Annotated in this window: 20 protein-coding genes; 10 read left to right on the top strand and 10 right to left on the bottom strand. The window is 71.9% G+C overall.

The genetic code is table 11. The annotated features are described in order from the left end of the window. Nucleotides 1–8: 8 nt before the first annotated feature. Both pta and IW248_RS30640 read left to right on the top strand, forming a co-directional pair. Nucleotides 9–2,078, top strand: a complete 2,070-nt coding sequence (pta, locus tag IW248_RS30645; RefSeq protein WP_196929678.1) for a phosphate acetyltransferase — start codon at nt 9–11, stop codon at nt 2,076–2,078. Further along, a complete protein-coding gene (locus IW248_RS30640; protein ID WP_196929677.1) occupies nt 2,075–3,190 on the top strand; it encodes an acetate/propionate family kinase in 1,116 nt (371 codons plus the stop codon). Before pta ends, IW248_RS30640 begins: the two co-directional genes overlap by 4 nt. Nucleotides 3,191–3,303: 113 nt before the next feature. On the opposite strand, the gene IW248_RS30635 is transcribed toward IW248_RS30640, so the two are convergent. Further along, entirely contained in the window at nt 3,304–3,477 is a 174-nt protein-coding gene (locus IW248_RS30635; RefSeq protein WP_167493012.1) for a hypothetical protein, read from the bottom strand. A 251-nt stretch (nt 3,478–3,728) separates the two neighbouring features. Further along, complete coding sequence (locus IW248_RS30630) at nt 3,729–4,154, bottom strand: MerR family transcriptional regulator (RefSeq protein WP_196929676.1); 426 nt, start codon at nt 4,152–4,154, stop codon at nt 3,729–3,731. A 91-nt stretch (nt 4,155–4,245) separates the two neighbouring features. Between IW248_RS30630 and IW248_RS30625 the strand changes: the two genes are divergently transcribed. After that, nucleotides 4,246–5,295 carry an aldo/keto reductase gene (locus IW248_RS30625; protein ID WP_196929675.1) on the top strand — a complete coding sequence of 350 codons (1,050 nt, stop codon included), beginning with the start codon at nt 4,246–4,248 and terminating at the stop codon, nt 5,293–5,295. An 88-nt stretch (nt 5,296–5,383) separates the two neighbouring features. Next, a complete protein-coding gene (locus IW248_RS30620; RefSeq protein WP_196929674.1) occupies nt 5,384–6,349 on the top strand; it encodes an alpha/beta hydrolase family protein in 966 nt (321 codons plus the stop codon). A gap of 48 nt (nt 6,350–6,397) precedes the next feature. Here the strand turns inward: IW248_RS30620 and IW248_RS30615 are convergent, their stop codons facing one another. The 3 genes from IW248_RS30615 to IW248_RS30605 form a co-directional block, all read right to left on the bottom strand. Continuing rightward, nucleotides 6,398–7,360 (bottom strand): zinc-binding dehydrogenase, encoded by a 963-nt coding sequence (locus IW248_RS30615; RefSeq protein WP_196929673.1) that lies wholly within the window; start codon nt 7,358–7,360, stop codon nt 6,398–6,400. Between the two features lie 73 nt (nt 7,361–7,433). Beyond that, nucleotides 7,434–8,612: an NAD(P)-dependent malic enzyme gene (locus IW248_RS30610; RefSeq protein WP_196929672.1), complete on the bottom strand. Its 1,179-nt coding sequence runs from the start codon at nt 8,610–8,612 to the stop codon at nt 7,434–7,436. Between the two features lie 146 nt (nt 8,613–8,758). Next, a complete protein-coding gene (locus IW248_RS30605) occupies nt 8,759–9,109 on the bottom strand; it encodes a S24/S26 family peptidase (protein ID WP_220090464.1) in 351 nt (116 codons plus the stop codon). Between the two features lie 84 nt (nt 9,110–9,193). On the opposite strand from IW248_RS30605, the gene sodN reads away from it, so the two are divergent. From sodN to IW248_RS30590, 3 genes are read left to right on the top strand one after another with little or no spacing between them, the layout of a single operon-like run. Further along, complete coding sequence (sodN, locus tag IW248_RS30600; protein WP_196929671.1) at nt 9,194–9,598, top strand: superoxide dismutase, Ni; 405 nt, start codon at nt 9,194–9,196, stop codon at nt 9,596–9,598. Continuing rightward, nucleotides 9,595–10,116 carry a GNAT family N-acetyltransferase gene (locus tag IW248_RS30595; RefSeq protein ID WP_196929670.1) on the top strand — a complete coding sequence of 174 codons (522 nt, stop codon included), beginning with the start codon at nt 9,595–9,597 and terminating at the stop codon, nt 10,114–10,116. The genes sodN and IW248_RS30595 overlap by 4 nt, the downstream gene beginning before the upstream one ends. Before the next feature lie 32 nt (nt 10,117–10,148). Beyond that, the gene (locus tag IW248_RS30590) at nt 10,149–10,556 is read left to right on the top strand and encodes an ATP-binding protein (RefSeq protein ID WP_124818838.1); all 408 of its coding nucleotides are present in this window, start codon (nt 10,149–10,151) and stop codon (nt 10,554–10,556) included. A gap of 22 nt (nt 10,557–10,578) precedes the next feature. Here the strand turns inward: IW248_RS30590 and IW248_RS30585 are convergent, their stop codons facing one another. Beyond that, a complete protein-coding gene (locus IW248_RS30585) occupies nt 10,579–10,968 on the bottom strand; it encodes a hypothetical protein (RefSeq protein ID WP_196929669.1) in 390 nt (129 codons plus the stop codon). Between the two features lie 43 nt (nt 10,969–11,011). Here IW248_RS30585 and IW248_RS30580 point away from each other — a divergent pair, with 43 nt between their 5' ends. Continuing rightward, nucleotides 11,012–11,962 (top strand): diacylglycerol/lipid kinase family protein, encoded by a 951-nt coding sequence (locus IW248_RS30580; protein WP_091406065.1) that lies wholly within the window; start codon nt 11,012–11,014, stop codon nt 11,960–11,962. Nucleotides 11,963–12,410: 448 nt separating this feature from the next. After that, nucleotides 12,411–12,668, top strand: a complete 258-nt coding sequence (locus tag IW248_RS30575; protein ID WP_088950012.1) for a WhiB family transcriptional regulator — start codon at nt 12,411–12,413, stop codon at nt 12,666–12,668. An 83-nt stretch (nt 12,669–12,751) separates the two neighbouring features. Here IW248_RS30575 and IW248_RS30570 read toward each other — a convergent pair whose 3' ends face one another. Genes IW248_RS30570 through IW248_RS30555 form a run of 4 tightly spaced genes read right to left on the bottom strand, consistent with a single transcriptional unit; the run spans nt 12,752 to nt 16,165 of the window. After that, nucleotides 12,752–13,555: a sirohydrochlorin chelatase gene (locus tag IW248_RS30570; protein ID WP_372432745.1), complete on the bottom strand. Its 804-nt coding sequence runs from the start codon at nt 13,553–13,555 to the stop codon at nt 12,752–12,754. After that, nucleotides 13,537–14,298 carry a phosphoadenylyl-sulfate reductase gene (locus IW248_RS30565; protein ID WP_091406068.1) on the bottom strand — a complete coding sequence of 254 codons (762 nt, stop codon included), beginning with the start codon at nt 14,296–14,298 and terminating at the stop codon, nt 13,537–13,539. Before IW248_RS30565 ends, IW248_RS30570 begins: the two co-directional genes overlap by 19 nt. After that, nucleotides 14,295–14,456, bottom strand: a complete 162-nt coding sequence (locus tag IW248_RS30560) for an IS1 family transposase (RefSeq protein ID WP_124776219.1) — start codon at nt 14,454–14,456, stop codon at nt 14,295–14,297. Before IW248_RS30560 ends, IW248_RS30565 begins: the two co-directional genes overlap by 4 nt. Continuing rightward, nucleotides 14,453–16,165, bottom strand: coding sequence for a nitrite/sulfite reductase (locus IW248_RS30555; protein ID WP_124818848.1), 1,713 nt, complete (start codon nt 16,163–16,165; stop codon nt 14,453–14,455). Before IW248_RS30555 ends, IW248_RS30560 begins: the two co-directional genes overlap by 4 nt. Nucleotides 16,166–16,551: 386 nt before the next feature. Between IW248_RS30555 and IW248_RS30550 the strand changes: the two genes are divergently transcribed. Next, on the top strand, nt 16,552–18,060 hold the full coding sequence (locus tag IW248_RS30550; protein ID WP_196929668.1) for a glycosyltransferase family 39 protein: 1,509 nt from the start codon (nt 16,552–16,554) through the stop codon (nt 18,058–18,060). Nucleotides 18,061–18,160 lie beyond the last annotated feature (100 nt).

Here is an 18,160-nt window from a genome sequence, read left to right as displayed (position 1 = left end):
GTGGGTACGTGGCTCGCAGCGTGTATCTGACCAGCGTCGGTTCGGGCGGGGGAAAGTCGACGATTGCCCTCGGGTTGGCGGAGTTGCTGTCTCGCCAGGTCGGGCGGATCGGCGTGTTCCGGCCGTTGGTGGCCGACACCGGCCAGGACCCGATCCTCGCCCTGCTGAGTGAGCGGTACCGGGTCGAGGTGCCGCTGTCCGAGCTGGCCGGAGCGAGTTACTCCGAAGCTGCGGCGCTGGTCGCCGACGGCCGACGGGAGGAGCTGATCTCCGCGATCGTCGAGCGCTACCGGGCGGTGGAGCGGCAGTGCCCGGCGGTGGTAGTGGTGGGCAGCGACTTCGACGACCCGGGCGATCCGGCCCGCCCCCGGGAACTGGCCTTCAACGCCCGGCTGGCCACCGAGTTCGGCAGCGTGGTGGTGCCGGTGGTGGACGGCTTCGAGCAGGAGCCGACAGCGGTCGCGTCGGCCGTGCGGGGGGCGTACCACGATCTGGCCGACCTGGGCGCGACAGTGCTCGCGGTGATCGCCAACCGGGTGACCGGGCCGATGACGCTGCCCGACCTGCCGGTCCCCGCGTACGCCATCCCGGAGGTGCCGAGCGTGTCGGCGCCGACGGTGGCCGAGGTGGCGGCGGCGCTCGACGCCACCCTGCTGGCCGGGGACGACGCCGCGCTCGGTCGCGACGTGCTGGACTTCGTGGTCGGCGCGGCGCACGTGCCGACCCTGCTGGGCCACCTCACCGAGGGCGCCCTGGTGATCACCCCTGGGGACCGGGCCGACCTGCTCGTCGCCGCGAGCGCCGCGCACGTGGCCGGGCAGGTGTCGGTGGCCGGGCTGGTACTCACCCTCGGCGAGCAGCCCGACCCCCGGGTCATGCGGCTGGTGGAGGGGCTCAACACCGGGCTGGCGGTGCTCTCCGTGCGTCTCGACAGCTACGACACGGTCGCCGCGTCCAGTCGCATCGAGGGTCGGCCCAGCGCGGCCAATCCCCGCAAGGTGGAGGCCGCGCTCGGCGCGTTCGAGCGCTGTGTGGACACCGACGACCTGGCCCGTCGGCTGCGGGTCAGCCGGTCCGCGCGGGTCACCCCACTGATGTTCGAGAACGAGCTGATCGACCGGGCCCGCTCGAAACCCCGGCACCTGGTGTTGCCGGAGGGCAACGACGAGCGGATCCTGCGCGCGGCGGAGATCCTGCTGCGCCGTGGAGTGGCCGAGCTGACGGTGCTCGGCCGGCCGGACGACATCGCCCGCCGCACCCGGGAGCTGGGCATCGACCTTGGCGACGCGCACGTGGTCGACCCGGGCACCAGCGGGTGGCGCGACGACTTCGCCGCCGAGTACGCCCGGCTGCGCGCCCACCGGGGCGTCACCGCCGAGTTGGCGCACGACATCGTGGCGCAGCCCAACTACTTCGGCACCCTGATGGTGGCCACCGGCCGGGCCGACGGCATGGTCTCCGGCGCGACCCACACCACCGCCGCGACCATCCGGCCGGCGTTCGAGATCATCCGTACGCTGCCGGACGTCTCGGTGGCCTCCAGCGTCTTCTTCATGCTGCTCGCCGACCGGGTGCTGGTCTACGGCGACTGCGCGGTCAACCGGGACCCGGACGCGGCCCAGCTCGCCGACATCGCGATCTCGTCGGCCGACACCGCCGCCCGGTTCGGTATCGAACCCCGGGTGGCAATGCTGTCGTATTCCACCGGCAGCTCCGGCGCCGGCGCGGACGTGGAGAAGGTCGCCGCAGCCACCGCGCTGGTCCGGGAGCGCCGACCCGACCTGCTGGTCGAGGGGCCCATCCAGTACGACGCGGCGATCGACCCGGCGGTGGCGGCGACGAAGCTGCCGGGCAGCCCGGTCGCCGGTCACGCCACGGTCTTCATCTTCCCGGACCTGAACACCGGCAACAACACGTACAAGGCGGTGCAGCGCTCCGCCGGGGCGGTCGCCGTCGGCCCGGTCATGCAGGGCCTGCGGCGACCGGTGAACGACCTGTCCCGGGGCGCCGGAGTGCCGGACATCGTCAACACGGTGGCGATCACCGCCATCCAGGCGGCCACCGAGGAGGCGTCGTGAGTCGGGTGCTGGTGCTCAACTGCGGGTCGTCGTCGGTGAAGTGGCGCCGCTACGACGGCGACCGGGCACTCGACCACGGCACCGTCGAGCGGATTGGTGAGCCCGGCGGCGGCCCGGCCGACCACACCGAAGCGGTACGGCAGATCCTGGACGGGCTGGACCTGACCGGGCTGGCCGCGGTCGGGCACCGGGTGGTGCACGGTGGCCGGACGTTCAGCGCGCCGGTGCTTGTCGACGACACGGTCCTGGCCGCGATCAAGGCTCTGGTGCCGCTCGCCCCGCTGCACAACCCGGCCAACCTGGCCGGCATCGAGGTGGCCCGCGCGGCACTGCCGGACATCCCGCAGGTCGCCGTCTTCGACACCGCGTTCCACCACACCCTGCCGGAGGCCGCCGCGACGTACGCGATCGACCGGGAAACCGCCGAGCGGTACGACATCCGCCGGTACGGCTTCCACGGCACCTCACACGCGTACGTGTCCCGGCGCACCGCCGAGCTGCTGGGCCGCCCGTACGAGCAGGTCAACACGATCACCCTGCACCTGGGCAACGGCGCCAGCGCCTGCGCGGTGGAGAACGGTCGCAGCGTCGCCACGTCGATGGGCATGTCCCCGTTGCAGGGGCTGGTGATGGGCACCCGCAGCGGCGACGTGGACCCGACCGTGATCTTCCACCTGCGCCGGGAGGGCGGGCTGTCGGTGGACGACATCGACGACCTGCTCAACCACCGCAGTGGCCTGCTCGGGCTGACCGGCGTCAACGACATGCGCGAGGTGCTCGAACGCCGGACGGCCGGTGACCGGGCGGCAGCGCTGGCCTTCGACGTGTACTGCCGGCGCATCACCGGCTACGTCGGGGCGTACTACGCGCTGCTCGGTCGGGTCGACGCGATCACCTTCACCGCCGGGGTCGGCGAGCACGCCGCGCCGGTGCGGGCCGCCGCGCTGGCCGGCCTGGGCCGGCTCGGCATCACAGTGGACGACGCCCGCAACCACGGCGAGGGCGACCGGTTGATCTCGCCCGAGGGCGCCGAGGTGAGCGTCTGTGTCATCCGCACCGACGAGGAGCGGGAGATCGCCCGGCAGACCCGGGACGTGGTCGGGGCGACCTGACGCCACTGAGGCGCGCACCCCCGGGTGGGCCCGAGGGTGCGCGCGTAGGTAAAGCCCGTTCAGTGCAGCGCCAGCCAGGCGACACGATCAGCGAGACACCGGCCAGGACTCGATCAGCCGGTCGCCAGCCAGGCGACGAGTGCCACCAGCACGACGACGACCACTGCCGCGCCGATGATGAGCGGCAGGCGGGACGGGGCGTCCGTCGGCGCCGTAGCCTCCGGCGTCTGGTTGAAGGCGCGGAACGCCTCGGTGTTGCCGCTGGGGTCCGTGTAGTTCTCAGGCATGCCGGTGACCCTAGCGAAGCTGGTCACGCGGCACCGTCCCCGGCCCACAGCGTTCCCGGGGGTGGACCCGGCCGGCGGAGGTGACCCGACCGGGTGGCGGGCGCACCCGAGCCGGACGGCGGGGCTGCTACGCCCGGCCGGGCACCTACCGTGGAACGATGGGGGCGGCCCACTGCTGGCCGGCGGGGTCACCGGGGCGGCGTCGACGCGTCGGGCGCCTGAGGGGTCGTACGCCGTCGGCGTGCGTACGCTCACCCTCGATCCGCGCTCGGCGCGCCCCCTGCCGGCGACAACCTGTCCTGCTCAAGCAGATCCTCGTACACCCCGACCTTGAAGGTGATCAGGTCCAGGCACTGGGTGAGCCGGCCGAGTTGGCCGGTGACCTGCTCGTGGTGCTCGCGCAGCAGCGCGAGTCGTTCCTCCTCGTTGCCGGCGCCTTCCCGAACGAGGTCGGCGTATCTGCGGAGCGCGGGGAGCGGCATACCGGAGGCGCGAAGGATGATGCAGACGCCCAGCCAGTCCACGTCGTCCTCGGTGTAGCTGCGCCGCCCGCCAGGCCCACGGCGTACCGGGCTGACGAAGACGCCCTGCTGCTCGTAGAAGCGGAGCGCGTGCACGCTCAAGCCGGTGCGTTCGGCGACCTGACCGATGCTCAAAGTCGCTGTGACCTCAGCCATGCCGAGCAGGATAACGAGGGTTGACCTAGAGCCGACTCTAGCTCCTAGGGTGCGCGGTGATCACTACCGGATCGACCCAAGGAGCATCGACATGCGCTATCGCACCCTCGGCGGCACCGGCATCGAGGTGAGCGCCCGCTGTCTCGGGACCATGATGTTCGGTGCCGTCGGCAACCCCGACCACGACGACTGCGTCCGCATCGTCCACACCGCCCTCGAACAGGGCATCAACTTCGTTGACACCGCCGACATGTACGGCCAGGGCGAGTCGGAGGAGATCGTGGGCAAGGCGCTTCGCGGGCGGCGGGACGACGTCGTGCTGGCCACCAAGGTGCACTTTCCAATGGGCGAGAGCCCCAACCACCGTGGCAACTCACGGCGGTGGATCCTCAAGGCCGTCGAGGGGAGCCTCCGGCGGTTGAACACCGACTGGATCGACCTCTACCAGCTCCATCGTCCCGACCCCTCGACCGACATCGAGGAGACCCTGTCGGTCCTCACCGACCTCGTCCGCGCCGGAAAGATCCGCGCCTTCGGCTGCTCGACGTTCCCGGCCGAGGAGATCGTCGAGGCGCACCAGGTGTCCGAACGGCGCAGCCTCGGACGCCTGCGCACCGAGCAGCCGCCGTACTCGATCCTGGCCCGCGGGATCGAGGCGTCGACCCTCCCGGTCTGCCAGCGCTACGGCATGGGCGTGCTGGTCTGGAGCCCGCTCGCCTTCGGGTTCCTCAGCGGCAAGTACCGCAGGAATCAACCGATCGACCTGTCGACCGGGCGGGCCGCCCTGCGGCCGGCGCAGTTCGATCCCACGATCGCCGAGAACGCCGCCAAGCTCGACGCCGTCGAGCAGCTCGTCGACCTCGCCGCCAGCATCGGCTGCACGCTTCCGCAGCTCGCCATCGCCTTCACAGTGGCCCACCCGGCCGTCACCTCGGCGATCATCGGACCGCGCACCATGCCGCAACTGGAGGACCTGCTCAAGGGCGCCGCGCTCACCCTGGACGACGCGACCCTCGACCGGATCGACGAGATCGTGCCGCCCGGAACGAACCGGTACAACCCCAACGCCGCCTTCCCTCTGCGCGCACTGACCGACACCGCACGACGGCGACGCCCGCTCGCCGAACGTGCTGCGGCCTGAAGCCGAGCGCGCAGCGCTGGGTGAGTCGACGGGCACACCGCGTCGAAGTCCACCGGGCACGTCAGCGGGGCAAGGCACAATCGGATTCATGCCACGTCGCGTCACCCCCGCCCTGCTGGCCAGCGCCGTGCTCGTGGCCGGTCTGGTCGGCTGCTCGCCGGACGTCAGGAAGACCGACAGCCAGCAGGCGCCGGTCGAACCACCGCCCGTCGCCACGCCGACACCGCAGGTCCCCGCCGGCAAGGCCCCGCAGCGCGCCTTCGCGGTCGGCGTACGCCAGCTGAAGCTGAACCGGGACGGCCGCGCGCTGCCGACGACGCTCTGGTACCCGGCGGGCGGGCAGTCCGGCGGCGCGGCCAAGCGGTCGGCGACGGCGGCGGAGGGCCGGTTCCCGGTGGTGATGTTCAGTCACGGCCTCGGTGGGCGGCCGGACGACTACGCCACGTTGCTGACCCGCTGGGCGGCGGCGGGTTTCGTGGTGGCCGCGCCGACCTTCCCGCACACCTCCCGGGGCGCTGACAACAACGTCCTCGACGTGCTCAACCAGCCCGCCGACGTGTCGTACGCGTTGGATCAGGTGTTGGCGTTGGACGGCAGGGCCGGCGACGCGTTGCGCGGCCGGTTGGACGGCGAGCGGGTGGCCGCGGCCGGGCACTCGGCGGGCGGGGTGACCACCATCGGCCTGTTCACCGCTAGCCGAGATAAGCGACTGGACGCGGGTGTGGTGTTCGCGGGCACGGCGCTCGGCGTGGGCACCGCGTTCGCCGGTGCGGCCGCGCCGCAGTTGTTCGTGCACGGTGAGTTGGACGAGGTGGTCGAGTACGCCGCGGGCAGGGCCGCGTACGACAAGGTGCCCTGGCCGAAGGCCATGCTGAGCCTGCCCAAGGGCGACCACGGGCGGGCGCTGCTCGGCGACGGCGCGACGTTGCGGGTCGTCTCGGACACCTCTGTCGAGTTCCTGCGCTGGTCGCTGTACGGCGACCCGGACGCCAAGAAGCGCATCTCCACCGACGCGACGCGCGGCGACATCGCCACCTTCGACGACCACCTCTGACGTCCGCCCGCTCCGGCGCCTGCGCGGCGGGGCGGGGCGGGGCGGGGATCAGGCGGTGTGGTCGATGACGACCTTGCCGAAGGCGTCGCCGGAGTGCAGTCGGGCGAAGGCGTCCTCGACCCGGCTGAACGGGATGACGCTGTCCACCACCGGGCGCACCTCGTTGTCGGCGCAGAACGCCAGCAGCTCGTACAGCTCGCCGGGCGTGCCCATCGAGGTGCCCAGGATCTCCAGCTGCATCGCGAAGACCCGGCGCAGGTTGACCGACGGCTCGTGCCCGGCGGTCGCGCCGGAGACCACGATCCGGGCCATCGGCGCGGCCGACTTCAGCGAGTGGTCGAAGGTGGCCGCGCCGACCGTCTCGATCACCACGTCGACCCGTTCCGGCAGCCGGGCACCGGGCTCCACGGCGGTGGCGCCGAGGGCCGAGATCCGGTCCCGCTTGGCGGCGTCGCGGCTGGTCGCGTACACCCGCTTGCCCATCGCGACGGCGAGCGCGACGGCCGCGGTGGCCACGCCGCCGCCCGCGCCCTGGACCAGCACGCTGTCGGCGTCCGCGACGCGGCCCTTGGTGGTCAACATCCGCCACGCGGTCAGCCAGGCCGTGGGCAGGCACGCCGCGTCGGTCGCCGCCATGCCGTCCGGCAGCGGGATCAAGTTCGACCGGGGTACGGCCACCCGCTCGGCGAGCGTCCCGGAGAAGTGCTCGGAGAGGATGGAAACCCCGCGCGGGTCCCCCGGGGTGACGACCACCGGGTACACGACCACCGGCCGTCCCTCCGGGTCCAGTCCGACGGCGTCGCAGCCGAGGATCATCGGCAACTGGGCCTCGGTGAGACCCACACCGCGCAGCGACCAGAGGTCGTGGTGGTTGAGCGAGGTGGCCCGCAACTCCACTGTCACCCAGTCGTCGGCCGGCGGGGTGGGCTCGGGCCGCTCGCCGACGGTGAGCGCGGCGAGCGGGTCGGCGTCGTCGAAACGGGAGGCAAAGGCAGCACGCATGATCGGCACGGTAACAAGCTGAGCGCTCGTTAAGAAGGTGGCCGGCGCGCGGGCCGCGCCGGAGCACCCCGGCGAATGCGCGCTAGCGGCGGGCGACACCGTCGCGGCGGGCGGCTTCGGCGACCGCCTCGGCCACGGCCGGCGCGACCCGCGGGTCGAGCGGGGACGGAACGATCGCGTCGGCGGTTAGGGACTCCGCCACCACGCCGGCGATGGCGTCCGCGGCGGCGACCTTCATCGCCTCGGTGATCCGGGTGGCACCGGCATCCAACGCGCCGCGGAACACCCCGGGGAAGGCCAACACGTTGTTGATCTGGTTGGGGTAGTCGCTGCGCCCGGTGGCGACCACCGCGACGTGCCGGGCGGCCACCTCGGGGTGCACCTCGGGGGTCGGGTTCGCCAGCGCGAACACGATCCCGCCGGGCGCCATCCCGGCCACCGCGGCCTCGGGGATCTGGCCGCCGGAGACCCCGACCAGCACGTCCGCGTCGCGCAGCGCCTCGGTGATGTCGCCGTGGCGGCCGTCGGCGTTCGTGCTCGCGGCCAGCTCGGCCTTGGTGCCGGTCAGCTCGGTGCGGTGCCGGCCGATGATCCCCTTGGAGTCACAGACCACCACCTGGTCGGGGTTGACGCCCCCGGCGATCAGCATCTTCGTCACGGCCACGCCGGCCGCGCCCGCGCCGCTCACCGCCACCCGCAGGTCACCGAGCTTGCGGTCCAGCAACGTCGCGGCGTTGCGCAGGGCGGCGAGCACCACGATCGCCGTGCCGTGCTGGTCGTCGTGGAAGACCGGGATGTCCAGCGCCTCGTCGAGCCGACGCTCGATCTCGAAGCAGCGCGGCGCGCTGATGTCCTCCAGGTTGATCCCACCGAACGAGGGCGCCAGCGCCCGCACCACCGCGACGATCTCGTCCACGTCCTGGGTGTCCAGGCACACCGGCACCGCGTCCACCCCGGCGAACTGCTTGAACAGCACCGCCTTGCCCTCCATCACCGGCAACGCGGCCCGGGGGCCGATGTTGCCCAGCCCGAGCACCGCCGAACCGTCGGTGACCACCGCGACCGTGTGCGACACCCAGGTGTACTCGTCCACCAGGGCGGGGTCGGCGGCGATCGCCTCACACACCCGGGCCACCCCCGGGGTGTACGCCAGGGAGAGGTCCTCCCGGCTGGTGAGCGGCACGGTCGAGGTGACGGCCATCTTGCCGCCCCGGTGCAGCAGGAAGACGGGATCAGCGGGGTCCACGGTGGACGAAGACATGGTGGTGACTCCAGGATCTGTCGAGCAGATGTGAGGCGGCCGGGCCCCGCCGCGAGGTGGGCGGCGAGCGGTGGCACGCGGTGCGGGGGGTCACCCGGGCACTTTCCGAGCATAGTGTCGACCCCACCCCTCGGATGTGAGCAGGGTCATAACTGGCGGCGAGGCACCCGTCCGGGGCGCGGCCAGTAGCGGGCCACCACCCGTCCGCGCACGTCGGCCACCCCGTACGCCCGGGAGTCGTCGGTGATCAGATCGTTGTCCCCGCGCAGCCACCAGCCGCCGTCCTGCGGCCGGACCGCACGCTTCACCACCAGCAGATCGGGCCGGGTCCGGAAGACCGCGACCACCACGTCGCCGGCTCGGATCGGGCGTCCACCGGGACGAACCAGCACCGCGTCGCCGTGCCGCAGGGTCGGGGCCATGGACGGACCGGTCACCAGAACGGCGGTCAGCGGCCTCCGCAACCGGGGCACCTCAGCCGGGTGATCGGCGGCCACTGGTTTCACCTCCACCCCGTTCGGGGAGCATTCCCAGGAGTAATGTCGCCTTTGATCATCGCAAACTTCCCATGGAGGATCTCGATGCGACTTCCGCGCATCCTTGCGCCCCGCGTCACCGCGAGCGCTCACTGCGACCTACCGTGCGGCGTCTACGACCCGGCTCAGGCCCGGATCGAGGCCGAATCGGTCAAAATGATCTGCGAGAAGTACCAGTCGAACACCGACGCGGAGTTCCGCACCCGCGCCGTCATCATCAAGGAGCAGCGCGCCGAGCTGGTCAAGCACCACCTCTGGGTGCTGTGGACCGACTACTTCAAGCCGCCGCACTTCGAGAAGTACCCGAACCTGCACAGCCTGTTCAACGAGGCCACCAAGCTCGCCGGCGCCAGTGGCGTCAAGGGCAGCCTCGACCCGGCCACCGCCGACAAGCTGCTCGCGAAGATCGACGAGATCTCGAAGATCTTCTGGGAGACCAAGAAGGCGTGACCTCACCGGTCATCCCGACGATCCGGCCGGCACGTCCCGAGGACGTGTCGGCCGTCGTCGCCATGGTGCACGAGCTGGCCGAGTACGAACGTGCCCCGGAGCAGTGCCACCTCACCACCGGGCAGCTGACCTCGGCGCTCTTCGCGACTGCGCCGGCGCTCTTCGGTCACGTCGCGGTGGACGAGCACGACGAGCCGGTCGGCTTCGCCCTGTGGTTCCTCAACTTCTCCACCTGGGCCGGCGTGCACGGCATCTACCTGGAGGACCTCTTCGTCCGGCCGGCCGCCCGGGGCACCGGGGCCGGTCGACTGCTGCTCGCCACTCTGACCGACATCTGCGTACGGCGCGGCTACCAGCGGCTGGACTGGTCGATGATCGACTGGAATCCGGCAGCCGGCTTCTACGCCGCGATCGGCGCCGAGCAGATGAGCGAGTGGGTTGCCTACCGGCTCAGCGGCGACGCGCTCCGTGCGCTGGCCGACCACGCCACCACCGCCGACACGCGTACGGCCGACTGACCGGGTAGAGTCCCCGACCGGGGGGATGAGGCGTGACTCAACTGACTGGCCAGCCAGCGACCGACGATGACGTGGTGCACCTCACGGTGCCCGCCGACGGCGGTTACCTCGGCGTGCTTCGCACCGCCACCGCCGGCCTCGCGGCCCGGTTGCAGTTCGCGCTCGACGAGATCGAGGATCTGCGGATCGCTGTCGACGAGGCGTGCGCCATGCTGCTCGCCATCGCCACCCGCGACGCCGAGTTGGAGTGCCGCTTCGCGGTCACCGAGGACGCGCTGACCGTCGAGGTGACAGTGCCGACCGTGCGCGGTGCCACCCTGCCCGCCGAGTCGTCCTTCGCCTGGAAGGTGCTCACCGCGCTGACCACCTCGGCGGCGGCCACGTCCGCCGACGGTCGGGCCACGATCGCGCTGCTCACCCGCCGCTCGGGCGGCTACTGACCGGCCCGACACACCGGCGCGGTCACTCGAAGCCGAGCGCGCGGGTCGTCGGAGGGCAGATCAGTAGCCAGGCCACGCCCAGGCCGAGCGCCATCAGCGGCACGCCCAGCCAGCCCAGCCCAGCCTGGATCATGAACCACCCGATCGGCAGCAGCATCAGCTGAAGCACGATCGCGGGGGCCCGTGCGCCCGCCTGACGGCGCAGCAGCGCGCGGCCCAGCGCCCAGAGCGCCACGGCCGCCCCGACGGCGAACACGGTCACCAGCAACGCCGCCAGCAGGTCGGTGCGGGTGGCCGTGAGGTCGGCCCAGACCAGCCAGACGGCGATCAGCCCGACGACGGCCGCCTCTGCCCACAGCAGCCGGACCGCCCAGCGCAGCGTGACGGGGATCGGGTCCGAGTCGATGGTCACGCGCGCCACGATACCCGGGCTTCCGGAAGGTACAGTGCCGCCCATGCGGGCCGTCCTGGTGGTCAATCCGAAGGCCACCACCACCAGCGAACGCAGCCGGGACGTGCTCGTCCGGGCGCTGCGCAGCGAAGTCGATCTCAGCGTGCGCTACACCCGTCGGCGCGGGCACGCCGTGGCGCTGGCCCGGGAGGCAGCCGCGGAGGGGGTCGACCTGGTCGTCACCCTGGGTGGCGACGGCACGGTGAACGAGGTGGTGAACGGCCTGATGACTGCCGAACCGCCGACTCGCGCCGGCGATGCCCCGATGGCCGAGCGACTGCCCGCGCTGGCGACCGTCCCCGGTGGCTCGACAAACGTGTTCGCCCGCGCGGTGGGTCTGCCCCGGGAGTGGCCGGAGGCGACCAGCATGATCCTGGAAGGGCTGCGGCTGGGCCGGAGCCGGACGGTGGGGCTGGGCCTCGCCGACGACCGCTACTTCACCTTCTGTGCCGGGTTCGGCCTGGACGCCGCGGTGATCCACCGGGTGGAGCAGGCCCGGCGGAAGGGGCGGGTCTCCACGCCGTCGCTCTATCTGCGTTCGATCATGAATCAGTACTTCTTCGCCTCGGACCGGCGGCACCCGGCGATCGTCCTGGAGCGGCCGGGCGAGCCGGCGGAGGCCGAGCTGGCCACCGTCATCATCCAGAACACGGCACCGTGGACGTACCTGGGCGACCGGGAGGTCAACCCGAACCCGGCGGCGTCGTTCGATCTCGGGCTGGATGTGCTGGCGTTGCGTCAGCTCCGGGTTGCTAGCACAACACGGACAGTGACGCAGTTCCTGTCCCGGCAACCGGATCCACGCGGCCGGCAGGTGTTACGACTCCATGACACGGCGGAGTTCACGCTGGTCTCCAGCCGTCCGCAGGCGTTCCAGCTGGACGGGGACTATCTCGGCGAGCGGGAAAAAGTCAGATTCACCTCCGTTCCCGCCGCACTGAGAGTAATCTGCTAGGTCTCGGGGTACTGCCCTTGGTCGACACGGTGGCCACAACCGATCGACTTGGTCGCCGCCACACCGAGGACAGGTGCCGGAAATGTCAGCAATGTCACGCGGACTGTACTATATTGATCCTCGACTGTGGCACGGCGGGTAACCAGGAAAGCACTGAAACCCGGACAAATGGGTTGTGGGCTTGCTCACCGCCCGGAGTTTTTCCGAGCGTCACCCTTGACATCACGACTGTTCGTGAAAGTATTCACAAGCGAACTTGAGTTACCGGGACATTGCCTGGATATGCTCGTCAGGTTGAGCTGTTCCAGCAGGTCCCCGGCACTAACTGCCTGCTCACGCACTGCCGAATGGACGGACGCTAACCGTCACCATCGGCACGCGGATGCATATAGGAAAAGCACGACCAAGCAATTGTTGCCACCCATCCAGAATGAGGAGTGTTGCCGCCATGGACTGGCGTCACCATAGTGTCTGCCGTGACGAGGACCCGGAGCTGTTCTTCCCGATCGGGACGTCCGGTCCGGCTCTCCTGCAGGTCGAGCAGGCCAAGGCCGTCTGCAGGCGCTGCTCCGTGACCGACCAGTGCCTGCAGTGGGCACTCGAGTCAGGTCAGGACGCCGGCGTCTGGGGCGGAATGAGCGAGGAGGAGCGGCGCGCTGTCAAGCGGCGCGGCGGTCTCCGGGTGCTGCGCGCTCACTCCGCCTGATTCCCAACACACAGCTGTACGCCCCGGTGGGTCCGCCCACCGGGGCGTTCCGCTGTCCGGCACCGATCACCGTGCCGGCCCGGTCACCCCGCCGACGCCAGCACCGGCCGGTCGTCGACCCGGCGCAGCACCAACTCGACCAACTCCGGTGCGTCGGTAAGCGGCGCGGCGACCGCCACCGCACCCGCCGCCCCAGCCGCCTCGGCCACCGCGTCGTGGAACAGCCCCGGCGCCAGGAAGTACGCGGACACCGCGACCCGGCGCGCGCCGGACGCCCGCAGCCGGGACACCGCCACGCCGGCCGCCGGTGGAGCCGCCGACGCGTACGCCACCCGGCAGGGCACCCCGAACTCCGCACCCAGCGCGTCGGCGACCCGGCCCACCGAACGGCGCGCCCGCGCGTCCCGGGTGCCCGCCGCGGCCAACACCAACGCGTCGAATCGGCCCGGACGCGTCTCACCCAGCCGACGGCACAGCCCGGCCAACAGCCCCGGATCGGGAGTGTCGTCCGCCGGGCCGAGCACATCGGTGACCCGTACCGCCAGCGGTGGCCCGGCCCGCGTCGCCGCGGCGACCGCCGCCGGAATGTCCACCCGATTGTGGTACGCGGCGGTCAGCAGTAGCGGCACCAGCACCGCCCGGCGGTGACCGGCCACGGCCAGGTCCCGCAGCACCTCGGTCGGCCCCGGCTCGGTGTGGTCCAGCCAGCTCGCCCACACCTGTGTGCCCGGCCGGGCCGCCGACACCGCCCGAGCCAGCGCCCGGGTGGCATCGGCCGCCCGCGGATCACGGCTGCCGTGCGCCACCAACACCACCGGCTCCGCCCCGCCGGCCGCACCGGGGCCGGTCAGGGTCGTCGCCGACGAGGTCAGACGTGCAGCCCGCACTCGGTCTTCTCGAACATGGCCCACCGGCCGGCCCGCGCGTCCTCGCCGGCCTTCGTACGGCGGGTGCACGGCCAGCAGCCGATCGACCCGTAACCCTGCTTGAACAGTTCGTTGACCGGCACGTTGAAGCGGGCGATGTAGGAGTCCACATCCTTCTGCGACCAGGCCGCGATCGGGTTGACCTTGACCTTGCCGCGCCGCGCGTCGAAGGTCACCACCGGCGTGTTGGCCCGGCTCGGCGACTCGTCCCGACGCAGACCGGCGGCCCAGGCGTCGTACCCGGTCAGCGCCCGCTCCAGCGGCTCCACCTTGCGCAGCTGGCAGCAGTCGTCCGGTGACTTGTTGAACAGCCGGGGGCCGTACTGGCCGTCCTGCTGGCCGACGGTGAGTCGGGGCCGAATCGACCTGACGTTCACCGGCAGCGTCCGGGCGACCTCGTCGCGTACCCGCAGCGTCTCGGGGAAGTGCAGGCCGGTGTCGAGGAAGACCACGTCCACCCCGGGGGCCACCCGGGACACCAGGTGCGCCAGCACGGCGTCGGCCATCGAGCTCGTGACGCAGAACCGCTCACCGAACGTCTGCGCCGCCCAGCGGGCGATCTCCAGCGCCGGGGCGCCCTCCAGGTCCCGAGCGGCCTGCTCGGCCAGGGCCCGCAGCTCGTCCGGGTCACGTCGGGCCGGGTCTGCCGGCGTCGAGCCGCCCGGGCCGACCAGGCGCAGGCTCGCGGCCGAGACGAGACTCATGAGGTCACCGTCCGACTGAGCAGCCCGGTGAACTTCACCGAGAAGACCCGGGTGCAGGCGTGGCACTCCCAGGCGCCGTGCCCCGCCTCGTGCGGCCGCAGGTCCTCCTCGCCGCAGTACGGGCAGTACAGAGGTGCCGCTCGGTTCTCGCTGCTCACCGCAGTTCCTCCTCGTCGACTCTGATCACCCAGTTGGCGAACGTCTCGCCCTCGCTCCGACCGGCCAGGTAGCGACGGGCCAGTCGTTCCACGTACTCCGGAAGCTCCTCGGCGGTGGTCTTCAGGCCGCGCAGCTTGCGGCCGAAACCGGCGGTCTGCCCCTGGGCCATGCCCAGCCCGCCGCCCAGGTGCACCTGGAAACCCTCGACCTGCCGGCCGTCCGGCCCGACCACCAGTTGACCCTTGAGCCCGATGTCGGCCACCTGGGTGCGTGCGCAGGCGTTCGGGCAGCCGTTGATGTGAATCGAGATGTCCGCGTCGAAGTCGCGCAGCCGCTGCTCCAGCCGGGCCACCAACTCCTCGCCGCGGGCCTTCGTCTCGACGATTGCCAACTTGCAGTACTCGATGCCGGTGCACGCCATCGTGCCGCGCCGCCAGGCGGACGGCCGGGCCTCCAGACCGATCCCGCGCAGCGCGTCGACAAGCGACTCCGTCCGCTCCGACGGCACGTCGAGCACCAGCAGCTTCTGGTACGGGGTGAGCCGCACCCGGTCGCTGCCGTGCGCCTCGACCACGTCGGCCAGTTGGCTGAGCTGCGCGCCGGAGACCCGCCCGACCACCGGGGCGGCGCCCACGTAGTGCCGCCCGTCGGCCTGCTCGTGCACGCCCACGTGGTCGACCGGCTTCGACGGCAGGACCGGCGCCGGGCCGTCGAGCAGCGTACGGCCGAGGTAGTCCTTTTCCAGGACCTCGCGGAAGCGCTCCACGCCCCAGTCGGCCACCAGGAACTTCAACCGGGCCCGGTTGCGCAGTCGGCGGTAGCCGTAGTCGCGGAAGATCCCCACCACCCCGGCCCACACGTCCGGCACCTCGGCCAGCGGCACCCAGACGCCGAGCCGCTTGGCGAGCATCGGGTTGGTGGAGAGGCCGCCGCCGACCCAGACGTCGAAGCCGGGCCCGTGCTCGGGGTGGTCGACGCCGAGGAGGGCGATGTCGTTCGACTCGTACGGGGTGTCCACCAGCCAGGAGATCGACGTCTTGAACTTGCGGGGCAGATTGGAGAACTGCTTGTCGCCGACGTACCGGGCGACGATCTCGTCGATCGCCGGGGTCGGGTCGAGCAGTTCGTCGCGGGCCACCCCGGCGACCGGGCTGCCCAGCACGATCCGCGGGCAGTCGCCGCACGCCTCGGTGGTCTGCAGGCCGACCGACTCCAGCCGACGCCAGATCTCCGGCATGTCCTCGACCCGGATCCAGTGGTACTGGATGTTCTGCCGGTCGGTGATGTCGGCGGTGTCCCGCGCGAACTCCCGGGAGATGTCCGCGATCACCCGCAGCTGGGCCAGGCTGAGCTGACCGCCGTCGATGCGGACCCGGAGCATGAAGAACTCGTCCTCCAGCTCGTGCGGCTCCAGCACGGCGGTGCGCCCGCCGTCGATGCCCGCCTTGCGCTGCGTGTAGAGGCCCCACCAGCGGAACCGACCCCGCAGGTCCTGCGGGTCGATGGAGGCGAAGCCGCGGTGCGCGTAGATGTTCTCGATGCGGGCCCGGACGTTGAGTGGGTCGTCGTCCTTCTTGATCCGCTCGTTGGGGTTGAGCGGCTCGCGGTGCCCGAGCGCCCACTGACCCTCACCCCGTGGCCGGCGCGGCGCTCGGGTCGGGCGAGCCGTCGGGTCCTCGGAACGGGCCGGGATGCTGCTGACCGCCATCGCGGCGTCCTCCGTTGTCTGCTGTGCCTCGGGATACGCGGGGCGCGGCGGCCGGCCCGGCGAAGCGGGCGGGACAACGGTGTCTGAGACAGCCGGCGCGGAGCGCGCCCGAGACAGATTGGTCGGGCGTCGTCAGTAGGCCGGACAGATCGCGCTGCGCACGCGGCCGTAATCGACGTGGCGACGTGCCACGAAGCGGCGGACGACTGCGGCGGTCATGCGCCCATGCTGCCACACCCCAAGGGGGCCGGCCAATGTCCACGTGCTGGATCCCACATCACGGGCCGGGGGTCAGCCGACCAGCTGGTCACCAAGGACAGTTCGGGCATAACAGGGAGAGCGCCGGCTGACGCCCACGGAGGGGGTGGCCGTGGCAGGCTCGGACCGTGGGGCAATTGTCCGAGAGGTCGGCCGGGGCGGCGTGGGAGCACCTGCGCCGCGTGCCGGTCTGGCTCCCCCCGGCGCTGTTGACAGTGGCGGTGACGCTGACCGGGCTGGGCTCCGCCCAGCTCTGGCGCGACGAGTTGGCGACGTGGAGCGCGGCCACCCGGTCGCCCGGCGACCTGGCCCGGCTGGCCGGCACCATCGACGCCGCCACCGGGCCGTACTACCTGCTGATGCACGTCTGGACGGCCGTCGTCGGCGACTCCACGATCGCCCTGCGCGTACCTGCGGTGTTGGCGATGACAGTGGCCGCCGGGCTGCTCGCCGTGCTCGGCGCACGGCTCGTCGACCGGCGCGGCGGCCTCTTCGCCGGGCTGCTGTTCGCGGTGCTCCCCGGCACCTCCCGCTACGGGCAGGAGGCTCGCCCCTACGCGCTGGCCACCATGCTCGCCGTGCTCGCCACAGTGCTGCTGGTGACCGCGCTGCGTCGACCGAGCTGGGCCCGTTGGGCCGGTTACGCCGCCGCCGTGGCCGCTCTCGGGCTCATCCACCTAATCGCGCTCACAGTGCTCGCCGCCCACGCGCTTGTCGTCCTCATCGCCTGGTGGCGCGGCCCGGCCGCGGCCGGCGTCGCCACCCGCGCGCACGTCGACGCCGAGCGGGACCGGCGGGTGTGGCGGTGGCTGGTCGCCGTGGTGCCGGTCGCGCTGCTGGCCGGCCCGCTGCTGGTCAAGGCCCGGACCCAGCAGTCCCGACAGTTGAACTGGGTCCACCTGGCCCGGCTGGACGACCTGACCGCGCTGCCCGGCGGCGTCGCCCAGAGCAGCGTGGTCGGTGGCCTACTGGTCGGGGTCGCCGCGCTGGGAGCCGCCCGGCTCGGGCGGCGCGCCCTGCTGCCGGTGAGCGCGGTGCTGCTGCCCGTACTGCTGCTCTTCGCCGCCGGCACTGTCGTACCACTGTGGGTGCCCCGGTACCTGGTCTTCGTGGTGCCCTTCGCGTGCCTGCTGGCGGGCGCGGCGCTGGCCGCCGTGGCCGCGCCGGCCGCGCTCGTCGTGGTGGTCCTGGCCGGGCTGCTCGGCCTACCCGACCAGGCCGCGCTGCGACGGACCCACGAGTGGCCGCGCAGCGCGCCGGTGGACTACGCCGGCGCGGCACGGGTGATCGCCGACGGTCAACGACCGGGGGACGCTGTGGTCTACTCGCCCCGGCACAGCTGGCTCTTCCTCGACCTCGGCATCGAGTACCACCTCGACGACCCACCACGCGACGTGCTGGTCACCGAGGACGAGGTGCGCCGCGGCGACCTGTGGGCCGCCGAGTGCCCCCAGCCAGCACAGTGCCTGGCCGGTACGACGCGGGTATGGCTCGTCGTCTCCGGCCGGCACGCCGAGCCGCTGGCCGCCGTGCCGGACGCCAAGGGCGACGCGCTCCGCACTGACTTCACAGTCACGCAGGTGTGGCAGCGCCCAGGCCTGACCGTCGCCCTGCTGACCAGCCGCCCCGACCGCTGACCGGTCCGTCCATGGGCAGGCCGGCGGTCCGCGAACCTCGTTGAGCGTGATGCCGGTGAGTCATCAAAATGACTCACCGGCATCACGCTCATCCAGACAT

The sequence above is a fragment of the Micromonospora ureilytica genome (assembly GCF_015751765.1).
Classification (GTDB): domain Bacteria; phylum Actinomycetota; class Actinomycetes; order Mycobacteriales; family Micromonosporaceae; genus Micromonospora; species Micromonospora ureilytica.
The sequence above is the reverse complement of the archived record's forward strand: the minus strand, read 5'-3'. Positions and strand labels throughout refer to the sequence as shown.